7 protein-coding genes are annotated in these 13,558 nt (G+C 66.6%); 5 read left to right on the top strand and 2 right to left on the bottom strand.

What is annotated here, in order from left to right:
- The first annotated feature begins 303 nt into the window (after positions 1 to 303).
- The 3 genes from acs (at position 304) to AC6CHL_RS12275 (ending at position 4,316) form a co-directional block, all read left to right on the top strand.
- Complete coding sequence (gene acs / locus AC6CHL_RS12265) at positions 304 to 2,247, top strand: acetate--CoA ligase (RefSeq protein ID WP_038685442.1); 1,944 nt, start codon at positions 304 to 306, stop codon at positions 2,245 to 2,247.
- Between the two features lie 157 nt (positions 2,248 to 2,404).
- Positions 2,405 to 3,070, top strand: coding sequence for a response regulator transcription factor (locus AC6CHL_RS12270; RefSeq protein WP_038685440.1), 666 nt, complete (start codon positions 2,405 to 2,407; stop codon positions 3,068 to 3,070).
- 667 nt (positions 3,071 to 3,737) lie between these two features.
- Positions 3,738 to 4,316 (top strand): manganese efflux pump MntP, encoded by a 579-nt coding sequence (locus AC6CHL_RS12275; protein ID WP_038685438.1) that lies wholly within the window; start codon positions 3,738 to 3,740, stop codon positions 4,314 to 4,316.
- 25 nt (positions 4,317 to 4,341) lie between these two features.
- Here AC6CHL_RS12275 and AC6CHL_RS12280 read toward each other — a convergent pair whose 3' ends face one another.
- Both AC6CHL_RS12280 and AC6CHL_RS12285 read right to left on the bottom strand, forming a co-directional pair.
- Entirely contained in the window at positions 4,342 to 7,791 is a 3,450-nt protein-coding gene (locus AC6CHL_RS12280; protein WP_498294557.1) for a hybrid sensor histidine kinase/response regulator, read from the bottom strand.
- 251 nt (positions 7,792 to 8,042) lie between these two features.
- Positions 8,043 to 10,190 carry a S46 family peptidase gene (locus AC6CHL_RS12285; protein ID WP_498294559.1) on the bottom strand — a complete coding sequence of 716 codons (2,148 nt, stop codon included), beginning with the start codon at positions 10,188 to 10,190 and terminating at the stop codon, positions 8,043 to 8,045.
- A gap of 126 nt (positions 10,191 to 10,316) precedes the next feature.
- Here AC6CHL_RS12285 and AC6CHL_RS12290 point away from each other — a divergent pair, with 126 nt between their 5' ends.
- Complete coding sequence (locus AC6CHL_RS12290) at positions 10,317 to 12,005, top strand: Hsp70 family protein (protein WP_498294561.1); 1,689 nt, start codon at positions 10,317 to 10,319, stop codon at positions 12,003 to 12,005.
- Positions 12,002 to 13,543, top strand: a complete 1,542-nt coding sequence (locus AC6CHL_RS12295; protein ID WP_498294563.1) for a hypothetical protein — start codon at positions 12,002 to 12,004, stop codon at positions 13,541 to 13,543. The genes AC6CHL_RS12290 and AC6CHL_RS12295 overlap by 4 nt, the downstream gene beginning before the upstream one ends.
- Positions 13,544 to 13,558: the final 15 nt, after the last annotated feature.

The raw sequence follows: 13,558 nt of genomic DNA on the forward strand, positions 1-13,558 counted from the left end.
ACGGCGGACGGCAGGTGCCACAGGCACCTGGGCAGGTACCGACCGTTGGTCGGTACGCTCTTCCTCACAGATAGCGCCACGCCCCCTTACCACGGGCCCCAACGCACCCGGCACCCGCCGACAGCCGCTTGCTGCCCACCCCGTACGCTCCAACCTGACCTGTTCCCGGCGTTCCTGCCGCGTTCGACCATGGTCTAACCACCCATCCACCGCGAAGCAGGGTGGATGCGGCAAACTGAGGGGGAGAGGTCGCACCTTATGTTGCGACCGCACAACCCAAGTCCTGTTGCAAGTGAGGGTGCCATGGCCGATCTTTACCCCGTCAAGGCGGATTTTTCCGCCAAGGCGCGCATTGACAAGAACACGTACGAAACGCTCTACCGTGAGTCGATCGAGCACCCGGATGCTTTCTGGGGCAAGGCCGCGCAGCGCCTGCAGTGGTTCAAGCAGCCGACCACGATCAAGAACGTCAGCTACAACCTCGACGATTTCCGCATCAAGTGGTTCGAGGACGGCGAGCTCAACGCCAGCGTCAACTGCCTGGACCGCCAGCTCGAACAGCGCGGCGACAAGGTCGCGCTGCTGTTCGAACCGGACAGCCCCGACGCACCGTCGCAGGGCGTCACCTACCGCGAGCTGTACGAGCGCGTGTGCCGGCTGGGCAATGCGCTGCGCAACCTCGGCGTGCAGAAGGGCGACCGGGTCACCATCTACCTGCCGATGATCGTCGACGCCGCCGTGGCCATGCTCGCCTGTGCACGCATCGGCGCGGTGCACTCGGTGGTGTTTGGCGGCTTCGCGCCGAACTCGATCGCCGACCGCGTGATCGACTGCGCCAGCAAACTGATCATCACCGCCGACGAAGGCCTGCGCGGTGGCCGCAAAATTCCGCTCAAGGCCAACGTGGATGCGGCACTGAAGCTGCCCGGCACCACCACCGTGGAGACCGTGCTGGTGGTGCGCCACACCGGCGGCGCGGTGGACATGCAGGCCCCGCGCGACCGCTGGTTCCACGATGTGGTCGATGCGCAGCCGGCGCAGTGCGAACCGGAGCGGATGAACGCCGAAGACCCGCTTTTCATCCTCTACACCTCCGGTTCCACCGGCAAGCCCAAGGGCGTGCTGCACACCACCGCCGGTTACCTGCTGTATGCGTCCTACACCCATGAGGCAGTGTTCGACCTGCGCGAGGACGACATCTACTGGTGCACCGCCGACGTGGGCTGGGTCACCGGCCACAGCTACATCGTGTACGGTCCGCTGGCCAACGGCGCCACCTCGCTGATGTTCGAGGGCGTGCCGAACTTCCCGAACACCTCGCGTTTCTGGGAGGTGATCGACAAGCACCAGGTGACCATCTTCTACACCGCACCCACTGCCATCCGCGCGTTGATGCGGGAAGGCGAGGCACCGGTGAAGCGCACCTCGCGTGCCTCGCTGCGCCTGCTGGGCAGTGTCGGCGAGCCGATCAATCCCGAAGCGTGGCGCTGGTACTACGAGGTGGTCGGCGACAGCCGCTGCCCGATCGTGGACACCTGGTGGCAGACCGAAACCGGCGGCATCCTGATTTCCCCGCTGCCGGGCGCGGTCGATCTCAAGCCGGGTTCGGCCACCCTGCCCTTCTTCGGCGTGCAGCCGGCGCTGGTCAATGCCGAAGGCGAGATCCAGGACGGCCCCACCGAGGGCAACCTGATCATCCGCGATTCGTGGCCGGGCCAGATGCGCAGCGTGTATGGCGACCACCAGCGCTTCATCGACACCTATTTCCGTACCTACCCGGGCAGCTACTTCACCGGCGACGGCTGCCGTCGCGATGAAGACGGCTACTACTGGATCACCGGCCGCGTGGACGATGTGATCAACGTGTCCGGCCACCGCATCGGCACCGCCGAAGTGGAAAGCGCGCTGGTCTCGCACCCGAAGGTGGCCGAAGCGGCCGTGGTCGGTTTCCCGCACGACATCAAGGGCCAGGGCATCTATGCCTATGTCACCCTGATCGCCGAAGAAACGCCGAGCGATGACCTGCACAAGGAACTGATCGCCTGGGTGCGCAAGGAGATCGGACCGATCGCCGCGCCCGACCACCTGCAGTGGGCGCCGGGCCTGCCCAAGACGCGCTCGGGCAAGATCATGCGCCGCATCCTGCGCAAGATCGCCGAGAACGCGCCGGACCAGCTGGGCGATACCTCGACCCTGGCCGATCCGTCGGTGGTGGCGTCGCTGGTGGAAGAGCGCAAGGTGAAGTAAGGGTCGCCACATCGCATTCGCGCTGTCGCTCCCACGGTCTGCAAGCGGACCGTGGGGCCCTTCTCACTCGCGCCCCGCCCCCTGACTCAGGGGGTTGTCATCTCGATGCACTCGTTCCGTTACGTCGTGTCACCCCTTTCGCAACATGGCCCCCACCATGACAACCCTTCTGATTGCCGACGACCACCCGCTGTTCCGCGAAGCCCTTCGCGGGGCCGTGCAACGCGTCATTCCCGGCGTGCAGCTGTTTGAAGCCGACAGCGTGGAAGCGCTGTACCAGCTGGCCGACCAGCACACCGACGCCGACCTGGTCCTGATGGACCTCAACATGCCCGGTGCGCAGGGCTTCAACGCGCTGGTGCACATGCGCGCCCTGCACCCGCAGCTGCCGGTGGTGGTGGTGTCCGCGCGCGAAGAGCCCACCGTGATGCGGCGTGCGCTGGACCATGGCGCGTTCGGCTTCATTCCCAAATCCGCCGATTCGGACACCATCGGCCATGCGCTGGGCACCATCCTCGATGGTGAAACCTGGGCCCCACCGGAAGCACACAACGTGCCGCCGACCGGGCGCGAGGAACGCGAAATCGGCCAGCGCCTGCGCGAACTCACCCCGCAGCAGTTCCGCGTGCTCCAGATGCTGGGCGCCGGCCGGCTCAACAAGCAGATCGCCTACGACCTCAACGTGTCCGAGGCGACGATCAAGGCCCACGTCACCGCAATCCTGCGCAAGCTGGGCGTGACCAACCGCACCCAGGCCGTGCTGATGGCCGGCAAGCTGGCCATCGACGACGAACAGATCGTGTTGCCGCCGGAAGAGGATTGAGGGCGGCGGTTGCGTCAGGAGCAGCCGACCAACGGTCGGCTCTACCCGTCAAGGGAGCATGCAGGGGCGGCCGGTTGCATTTCCGCGTTGCGACGACGCGGTGTGCGTGATGTCCAGCCGGTAGGGTCGCGCCCCAGCCGACTGCCGATGCGGCTCCCGCGTTCGATATCGGCATGACGTTTGAACGGCGCCGGCTGTGGCCTCTGCTTCGTTGAAGGTCATGCCGTTCCCGAACGCTGCACGTGTATCGGCAGTCGGCTGGGGCGCGACCCTACCGGCATCCAGGCAGGTTGGTGGTGGGTTCATGCGGCCGCTGCGTGGCGGTGCTGTGCGAACGGTGGGGAAATTGCGTGGTGGGCGGATAAGGGCAGCCGACCAACGGTCGGCTCTACCCGCCCCGGCTTATAGCCGGGGCTATGAAAGCCAGCGTTGCCTGCGCAATTGCCGGTAAATGATCGATCCGGTGAGCCCGGTGCTAAGCTTCGCGTCCCCTTGGGGAGTAGCCGGATTCCTGCTGCAGGAATCGCCCGCATCAACATACTCGGCCAGTGCGCCGTGGTGCGGGTAGCCATCGTGGTTGGCGAGACCAGCGGTCCGCGTGCGCAACGACAGGTTGGGCGCGTTCGCGGTCCGTTGCTCGCAATCGCCCGACCTGCCGTGTACTCCAATGTCTCCCCTTTCGATCCTGCTGATCGGCTTTGCCATGTCCACCGATGCCTTCGCCGCGGCGATCGGCAAAGGCGCGGCCATGCGCAAGCCACGCTTCCCCGATGCGCTGCGCGCCGGCCTCATCTTCGGCGTCATCGAAGCCATCACCCCGGTGATCGGCTGGCTGCTGGGCCGCGCCGCCCTGCAGTACGTCGAAGCGTTCGACCACTGGATCGCGTTCGGCCTGCTCGGTGCGCTGGGCGTGCACATGATCATCAACGGCATCCGGCCCGATGACAGTGCCGAGGACGAAGACACCAGCAAACACCATGGTTTCTGGCGCCTGGCCGTCACCGGCTTTGCCACCAGCATCGATGCGATGGCGGTCGGCATCGGCCTGGCCTTCCTGGATGTCCACATCGGCGTGATGGCGCTGGTGATCGGCCTGTGCACCTTCACCATGGTCACTGCCGGGGTCATGCTGGGCCGCGTGCTGGGCAACATGGTCGGCAAGCGCGCCGAGATCATCGGCGGCATCATCCTGATCATCATCGGCTCGACGATCCTGTACGAACACCTCAGCGGCGCCATGGGCTGATGCGCCCTGCCCCACCGCCGCGCGGCTACATGTCGCCGCGCGGCGCGTGGAAGGCGGCCAGGAAGGCACGCAGCGAGGCCGGCTTGATCGGCTTGGTCAGCAACCGGTAGCCGCGCTCGCGCGCCATCCGCTTCAGTTCGTCGCGCCCGTCGGCGGTCAGCAACGCCCCCGGAATCGCGCGCCCGGCCTTGTCGCGCAGTGCCACCAGCGTATCCAGGCCATCCAGCCGGTCGTGCAGGTGGTAGTCCACCAGCATCACGTCCGGGTGCAGGTCCACCTTCTCCAGCGCCTGGTCCACCGTGCTGGCGGTGATCACCTCCACGCCCCAGCGCCCGAGCAGCGCGCGCATGCCGTCCAGGATTTCCTGGTCGTTGTCCACGCACAGCACCCGCATGCCGGCCAGTGAATCGGTCCGGGTCGGGGTGGGCGTCGGCGATACCAGGGCCGACTGCGGCAGCACCGGCGCGTCCACCCGCGGCAGCATGATCGAGAACATGCTGCCGCTGCCCACCCGGCTGCGTGCGTTGAGCCGGTGGTCGAGCAGGCGCGAGATGCGCTGGCAGATCGACAGCCCCAGCCCCAAGCCCTGCTCGCCCCAGTCGAAGGGCTGCTGGTAGCGGTGGAACTCGTCGAAGATCTGCTGCATGTGGTGCTCGGGAATGCCCGGCCCGGTATCCCAGACCTGCAGCTCCACCTCGTTGCCACGGTGGCGCACCGCCAGCACGATCCGGCCCTGCCGGGTGTAGCGCAACGCGTTGGCCAGGAAGTTCTGCAGCACCCGGCGCAACAGCCGGCGGTCGCTGCGGATCCATGCCGGGCGCGCGAACAGGTCCAGGCGCAACCCGCGCCCTGCCGCCACCGGCGAGTACTGCGCGGCCAGCTCGCGCATCAACAGGCTCACGTCGAAATCGCCGATCACCGGGTGCAGCCCGCCCGCATCCAGCCGCGACACGTCCAGCAGGCCGTCCAGCAGCTCCTCGGCCGCGCGCAGCGAGGCATCCACGCGCTCGGCCAGGTGGCGCTGCTCTTCGTTGTTGTGGTGGCTCTCGCGCAGCGCGGAGGCGAACAGCCGCGCGGCGTTCAACGGCTGCAGCACGTCGTGGCTGATCGCCGCCAGGAAGCGCGTCTTGGACTGCTGCGCCACCTCGGCCTCGTGCGAGCGCTCGGCCACGCGCTGCTCCAGGGTTTCGTTGGCTTCCAGCAGCGCTTTTTCAGCGTGCTTGTAATCGGTGATGTCGTTGTAGCTGGTGACATAGCCGCCGCCGGGCAGTGCCTGGCCCCGCATTTCGATAACCTTGCCGTCGCTGCGGGTGCGCTCGAAGATGTGCGGCGAACCGGCCCGCATATAGCCGATGCGGCGGTTGATCTGCACGTCGATGTCGCCCTCGCCCAGCTCACCGCGTTCGGCGTTGTAGCGGATCAGGTCGGCCACCGGGCGCCCCACGTAGAGCATGCCGTCGGGGTAGCCGAACATCTGCTGGTAGCGTCGGTTCCACGCGGTCAGGCGCATGTCCGGGTCGACCACGCTGACCCCGGCGCTGATGTTCTCCAGCGTGGTGGACAGGATCTCGCGGTTGAAGCGCAGCTCCTGGCCGGCTTCGTCCAGCACCGCCACCACTTCGCCCAGGTCCATGCCCGAGCCGCGCAGCAGGCTGGTCAGCAGCAGGCGCGCCGATGCCGCGCCGATCGAGGCGGCCAGCAGGCGCTCGGTGAACTGCACCCAGGCCCGGTCCGCCGGCGCGGACGCCTGCAGTTCGCGGCCCATCGACTGGGCCTGCTCGAAGAACGAGCGCCGCGCATGGCGGTCGCCGACCACCCGCGAGGCCAGGGCCAGCAGGTCTTCAACGTGCACATGGCCCGGCCACGCCCCGGCCACCGACGGCCGCTGCGCATACGGGTCCAGGAACGGCGCCGCGCGCAGGCGTTCGTCGACGCCCGGGCGCCAGCGCACCGACACCAGCAGCATCGCTGCGGCATTGACCAGCAACGACCAGAACGTGCCGTGGGTCAGCGGGTCCCAGCCGCTCATGCCGAACAGGCGCTGCGGCCGCAGCCAGTCGATGCCGAACGGCCCCTGCACCAGCCACGCCGCATCCATCCAGCCGGCATGGGTCAGCGCCGGCAACAACAGCGTGTACACCCAGGTGGCGAAGCCGAGCAGCATGCCCACTTCCACACCCCGGCGGCTGGCCCCGCGCCAGTACAGGCCGCCGATCAGCCCGGGCGCGAACTGCGCCACCGCCGCGAACGCCATCAACCCATACGAGGCCAGCGTGCTGTCATTGCTGCTGCCGCGGTAGTAGCTGTAGGCGGCCAGCGCCAGCAGCAGGATCGCGGTGCGCCGGATCCACAGCACCCGCGAGGCCACGTCGGCCGCTTCCTGGTGGTCGCCACTGCGGCGCAGCAGCACCGGCATCACCAGGTCGTTGCTGACCATGGTGGCCAGCGCGATCGAGGCCACGATGACCATGCCGGTGGCCGCCGAGAAGCCGCCCACGTAGGCCACCAGCGCCAGGAACTTGCGGCCTTCGGCCAGCGGCAGGGCCAGCACCATGCTGTCGTCGGCGACGCTGCCGCCGGTGCCGAACAGGGTCACGCCGGCGGTGGCGATCGGGATCACCATCGCCGAGATGATCACCAGGTACGCACCGAACATCCAGCGCGCGCGGCGGATGTCACGCACGTCGCCGCACTCCACCACCGCGACGTGGAACTGGCGCGGCAGGCAGATGATGGCCAGGAAACTGAGCAGGGTCTGCGAGATGAACCCGACCGGCGGCAACCCGGCAAACAGCGTATGCGCCGACTCCAGCACCGCGTCGGTACGGTCGTTGAGCCACAGGTAGGCGAACAACCCCAGCGCCACCATCGCGATCAGCTTGATCAGCGATTCCAGCGCGATGGCCAGCATCATGCCGTGGTGGTGCTCGGTGGCATCCACCTGGCGGGTACCGAACAGGGTGGCAAACAGCGCCATCAGCAGCGCCACGTACAGCGCCGGATCAGTGAAGAAACCGGTGGGCCCGACATTGCCGGTGAGCACCTGCAGGCTCATCGCCACCGCTTTGTACTGCAGCGCCAGGTACGGCACGATGCCGATCAGCGCGATCACCGCCACCAGCGCGGCCAGCCGCCGCGAGCGCCCGAACCGCGAGGAGATGAAGTCGGCGATGGACACCACATTCTGGCTGCGCGCGATCAGCGCCAGACGCTCGATGATGCGCCAGCCGAACAGCCACAGCAGCAGCGGCCCCAGGTAGATCGGCAGGTAGCCGATGCCGTTGCGCACCGCCGTGCCCACCGCCCCGTAGAAGGTCCACGACGAGCAGTACACCGCCAGCGCCAGGCTGTAGACCACCGGCCGCAGCCACGGCCGGTCGGGGTACATCGGGCGACGGTCGCCCCACCACGCCACGCCGAACAACAGCGCGGCATAGGCCACCGATACCAACAGCAGGATCCAGCTGGAGACCACGAGGTGATTCCGTCAGGGTAAACAGCAGTAGATCACGACCGTTGGTCGTGATGGAAACATCGCCACCGCCCAATCGGCCGGCCGACCACAACGGTTGGCCGTGATTGCCGGCACCGTGCCCACCAACGGTGGGCACCTACCGGGGCGGTGACGCCCATCGCCACACCGGACCGGTCACGCCCGCCCCCACCGGACCGTTCACGCCCCACCCAACCGGTAGGTCACGACCGTCGGTCGTGACCCGCCCCAACTCATTCCGCCGGAACGCCCATTTCCTTCAGCAACTCGGGCGCCGGGTACACCTTGGCCAGCAACCAGCGCAGGTAGCGCATGTCCACGTGCACGGCGCGCTTGTAGCGCGGGTCGAACCACCAGCTGGCGCTCACCGATTCCCAGTTGCTGTCGAAGTTCAGCCCGATCAGCTCGCCCTTGGCGTTGAGCACCGGCGAGCCGGAGTTGCCGCCGGTGGTGTCCAGGTTGGTCAGGAAGTTGACCGTCTGGGTCTTCAGCACCGGGTCGGCGGTGGAGCCGAAGTCGCCCTTGGCGATCGCGGCCAGCAACGGCTTGGGCGCATCGAACGGATAGGCGTTGGTGTTCTTTTCCACGATGCCGGCCACGGTGGTCACCGGGTCGAAATGCACCGCATCGCGCGGCGACAGCGCTTCCACCTTGCCGTAGCTGATGCGCAGCGTGCGGTTGGCATCGGGGTACACCGCGCGCCCCTGCTTGGCACGCCAGGCAAACAGCGCCTGCATGTAGGCCGGGCGCAGGCGCAGCTGTTCACCGGCGCGGGCCTTGCTCTGGTCGTCCAGGCGCAGCTGCGCGGCCACCAGCGGGCCGGCCAGGTCGATCAGCGGGTCGTGCGCCAGCGGCTTGCCGTCCTTTGCCGCGGCAAACCTCGACAGGCGCTGGGCTTCCTCACCCAGCGTGGTGCTGGCATACAGGCCGTCCAGCGCCTTGGCCAGCGCCGCCGGGGTGCGCCCGAAGGCCGCGTCGAACTCGGGCACGCGCTGTGCCTCGGGCAGCTGCTGGTAGCGGGTCAGCAGCGTGGTCAGCAGCGCCTTTTCCACCTCGGGCGAATAGCGACGCTGCACCTGCTTCAAGGTGCCTTCGATCAGCGCCAGGTCGCGCTGCTGGTAGCCGCTTTCGCGCTCGGCATCGGGCTTGGCCGATTCAATGCGCAGGCGTTCCAGGGTCAGCGCCGAACGCAGCAGCTGGCTCTGCGCCGACAGCAGGTCCAGCAGCAGGTCGCGTTCACCCACCGACGCGCCCTGCGACAGCGAGCCCAGCAGCGCCTGGATGTCGCCCTGGAATTGGGCGTCGGTAGCCTTCAGCATCGCGCCTTCATCGCTGGCGCGCTGGGCCTTGGCATCGCTGCGCAGCAGGCCTTCCAGCTCGCCGGCGGCGCGCTTGCGGTTGTTCTTCAGCGACTGCAGCTGCGAGGCGTAGCGGGTACGCGCCTGCGCATCCTTGGCGGTGGCCGCCTCGATGGTGTCGATCATCTGCTGGAACACCGCCACCCGGCGCGGCAGCACCGCGTCGATCTGGCTGGCGAACTCGGCGGCGGTACGGTGCCGGTAGGTGATGCCCGGGTAGCCGGCCAGCATCGCGTAATCGCCCGTCTTCGGCCCATCGATGGCCATCTTCAGGTGCGCCGGCGGCTGGTAGGGCACGTTGTCCGGGCTGTACGGGGCCGGCTTGCCGTCCTTGCCCACATAGGCACGCAGCAGGGTGAAGTCGCCGGTGTGGCGCGGCCACATGAAGTTGTCGATCTCATCGCCGTAGTTGCCGATCGCACGCGGCGGCGCGTACACCAGCCGCACGTCGCTCAGCTCCAGCTGGCGGATGCGGTAGAAGTCGGTGCCGTAGTACATGTCGGCCACGCTGCAGCGCACGTTGCCTTCCTTCTCGCAGTCGGCCACCAGCTGCTTGCTGGCACGGTCGACCGCATCGAAATAGGCGCGCCCGGTCTTGCCGCGCGCGTCGCGCAGCACCTCGTCGGTGACCTTGTCGAAGCCGGTGGTGACCAGCACGCGGAAGTCCGGGTTGGCCGCGCGTTCGTCGCTGCGGCCCTGGGCGATGAAGCCGTTGTCGATCAGGTTGTGCTCGGGCGAGCTGTTGTACTGGATCACGCCCATCGCCACGTGGTGGTTGGTGAGCAGCAGGCCGTCGGCGGACACGAACGAACCGGTACCGCCACCGGCACGCACCACCGCGCTCAGCGGCGGCGCGGTGACGTTGGCCAGGTCGGCCGGGTTGCCCTTGAAGCCGGCCGCCTTCAGCGGCTTGGCCAGGTCCGGCAGCTGGGTCGGCATCCACATGCCTTCATCGGCGTGGGCGCCGGCGGCGAGGGTCAGGCCAAGGGCCAGCGCGGCAGGAAGTGTTTTGCGACACAGCATGGGAACACCCGGAAACGTCGGAACAACCGGAAAACATAGCCCTCAAGCCTGTGAAGGGCAACCGCCATCAGTCAGGGGCGGGGGGACGCTTCTAGGATGGAAGACCCATGAGAACCCAGGAAAGCCATGATTGTCGGCATCGACCTTGGTACCACGCACTCACTCATCGGCATTCACGCTGCCGAGGGACCCCGACTGTTCACCAACGCGCATGGTGAGGTGCTGACCCCCTCGGTGGTCAGCCTGGACGGCAAGCAGGTGCTGGTCGGACAGCCGGCCAAAGACCGTCTGGTCAGCCATCCGGAGCTGACGGTTGCCACCTTCAAGCGATGGATGGGGACCGACAGGGAGACCCGATTGGGCGGCGGTGTGTACCGGCCCGAGGAACTGTCTGCATTGGTCCTGCGGTCGTTGCTGGCCGATGCGGAGGCTGCACTGGGCCAGCCGGTGCGCGAAGCGGTCATCAGTGTGCCGGCCTATTTTTCCGACACGCAGCGAAAAGCTACGCGCACCGCCGGCATGCTGGCCGGCATCCGGGTCGAGCGGCTGATCAATGAACCTACCGCCGCCGCACTGGCCTACGGTCTCCAGCGTCGCGGTGAAGATGGCAAGGTCATGGTGCTGGACCTTGGCGGCGGTACGTTTGACGTTTCGCTGCTGGAATTGTTCGAAGGCATCGTGGAGGTTCACGCCAGCGCAGGCGACAACTTCCTTGGCGGCGAAGACTTCCTGCACGTCCTTGAGCAGGCGTTTCATGCACATCAGGGCATCGACCGTACCGCCTTGCCTGCCCGGGAACTGGCACAGCTCGGCCGTCACCTGGAAGCACTGAAGCGGGAACTGAGCAGTGGGGGCCAAGCCGGTATGCAGCTGCGGCTTGATGGCATCGATCGCCAATGGGTGATCGATGAGCCTGCGTTCGCCTCCCTTTGCGAGCCGCTGCTGCAGCGCATGCGTGCACCGGTTGAGCGCGCCATGCGCGATGCGAAGCTCAAGCCGGACGATCTTGACGAAATCATTCTGGTGGGGGGCGCTGTGCGCATGCCGATGATCAGTCGCATGGTCGCCCGCATGTTTGGCCGCCTGCCGCTGCGGCACGTGCATCCCGACCACGCGATCGCGCTGGGTACCGCCATCGCGGGTGGACTCAAGGCACGCGACGAGAGCCTGGAAGAGGTCGTCATGACCGATGTCTGCCCCTACACCCTTGGCACCCAGGTGTCACGGGAGAATGCGGAGGGCGAGCATGTTGCGGGTTTCTTCCATCCGATCATCCCGCGCAACAGCGTGGTGCCGGTGAGCCGGGAGGACTACTTCCAGGCCACATCGGACATGCAGGAGGTGGTGGTCATCGATATCTTCCAGGGTGAGAGCCCGATGGTTGCCAACAACATCAAGCTGGGCGAGGTTCAGGTTCCGCTGACGTCACGCAAGGGAGGAGACAGATCCAGCGTCACGGTGCGCTTTACCTATGATGTCGATGGCCTGCTGCACGTTGAGGCGATTGAAGAGGCATCGGGAAAGCGCCACGAACTGGTGCTGCAGCAGGGACAGATGCAGATGGATGATGCACTGATCGCCGAGCGGATCGCTGCACTCGCCTGTCTGAAGATCCACCCCCGCGAGGATCAGCAGAACCTTGCCTTGGTGGCGCGGATGGAAAGGCTGTACGAAGAACGACTTGATCTTCGATCCCGCCTGCAGGATTGCCTTGCTGGATTCCGCGACAGTATTGACAGCCAGGACCGGCAACGGGTCGAAGAGCATCGCTCACGCCTGGAGCGCATCCTCGGTGAGTTGGAATTGCAGAGGTGAGCTGGGCCCTGGAGTGGCTGGAACTTGAAGAAGACGCTGATGCGCGCTCGATCAAGCGCGCCTATGCGGCAAAGTTGCGGGTCACCCGGCCCGACACCGATCCGGCGGCGTTCCAGCGCCTGCATGAGGCCTACAGGGCAGCGCTGGACGCCTGCCGGGAAGCTGCGCTGCCAAGCGACGCAGCACCCGGTAGTTCCCCTTCGTGGGTCATGGCAGAAGCGCTGCAGGCGAATGCCGTGTGGTTGGCCGCCGATGTGAAGCCCTGGCCGGATACCGATATCGCGGTCGACGGCGCGCTGGGTGCCGCGTTCGATCCAACACGGACGGCAGGGGAAGTGCAGACGTCGCTCGACGCAGACGTGGACATCGATGAATCTCGCCTCGATGCGCACCCACCCGTCGTAGAGCGGGGCGAACATTCATCGCTGCACCGGGCCGATACACCTCGCCCTCAGCCCCCCCCTCTGCCGGCCGCACAAGCCGACGGTGCAGAGCAGCGATACCTGCCTGAGCGTGTCATGGGCAACGCCCGGTCGCTCTCGCCCGGTGAACTTGCGCGCTGGCTCAACGCGGCACAGCTGAACTGGTCCCTGACACTGAAGGGCACCCTGTCCGATGAAATTGGTGCGCGACTGATGGCTGCGGACGAACCAATCTGCGCCGAGAACACACAGGTCCTGATCGACTTCTTCGATTGGGACGATGTCAACGCCTCGATCGACCTCGGGCTGCTGCTGCGTCAACAGCGGCGGATGCAGGCGTTGTGGGCATTGCAGCCCCACGGGCAGCAACACCTCCGCGCGCACCTGACGCGTTGCGGCATCGGCGATGTGGAGGGAGGTCTGCGACGCAGTGCACTGTTGTGTCAGGGCATGTCGCGCGCGAGACGGTTGCTGGCGGGGGTATGGCCGCTGGCCGCGCGACGGATGCGCCAGCTGCTCGATGCCCTCGATTTCAGCCCCGGAGTGTCCGCCCATCCGCTACTCCATCAGGAAACGGCCGAGTTCTGGTATCGCTGCGGTGACCACCGGCACCTCTCGTCGGCGTCGCTGCAAGTCAGCGCCCTTCGTTGGTCTCCCGTGTGGTTGATCGCGATCAGCCTCATGCTTGTGCTGGATACCGGCCCGCGCCAGATGGCGCGCGCTTGCGCGGCCCTCCTGCTGTGTTGGCTGGCGTGGGTCACGTTGGTCGCGCTGTCGCGGTGGTTGAATGCAATGAGTTTTCAACATCCATGGCGGCTGTGCATCCCACCTGCGTTGGCCCTGTTCTCGGTACTGACCATCCATCTTGCCGAGGCACGCATCGCCGGCAGCGTCATTGCCGGGCTGACGTTGTTGCTGACAGCAAAGTGCCTGTGGTCACGTGTCAGCGAGCGTCGCAAGCTCAGTTCCTGGCGCCTGCTGATACTTCTTCCGGCACTCAAGGGGCTCACCCTGATGATGATCATCGGCGAAGTCGCTGCTGCTGTGACGATCCTGCTGTGGTTTGGGGTGTTGCTGATGATCAATGAGAGAATGGAGTCGATCACGACCAAGTGATGCAGATCGAGGTCG

Source organism: Stenotrophomonas sp. GQ19, assembly GCF_059758695.1.

Coding starts and splice junctions, on each gene's coding strand:
- AC6CHL_RS12275 (WP_038685438.1), top strand. CDS start 3,738: ATGTCTCCCCTTTCGATCCTGCTGATCGGCTTTGCCATGTCCACCGAT.
- AC6CHL_RS12290 (WP_498294561.1), top strand. CDS start 10,317: ATGATTGTCGGCATCGACCTTGGTACCACGCACTCACTCATCGGCATT.
- AC6CHL_RS12285 (WP_498294559.1), bottom strand. CDS start 10,190: ATGCTGTGTCGCAAAACACTTCCTGCCGCGCTGGCCCTTGGCCTGACC.
- AC6CHL_RS12270 (WP_038685440.1), top strand. CDS start 2,405: ATGACAACCCTTCTGATTGCCGACGACCACCCGCTGTTCCGCGAAGCC.
- acs (WP_038685442.1), top strand. CDS start 304: ATGGCCGATCTTTACCCCGTCAAGGCGGATTTTTCCGCCAAGGCGCGC.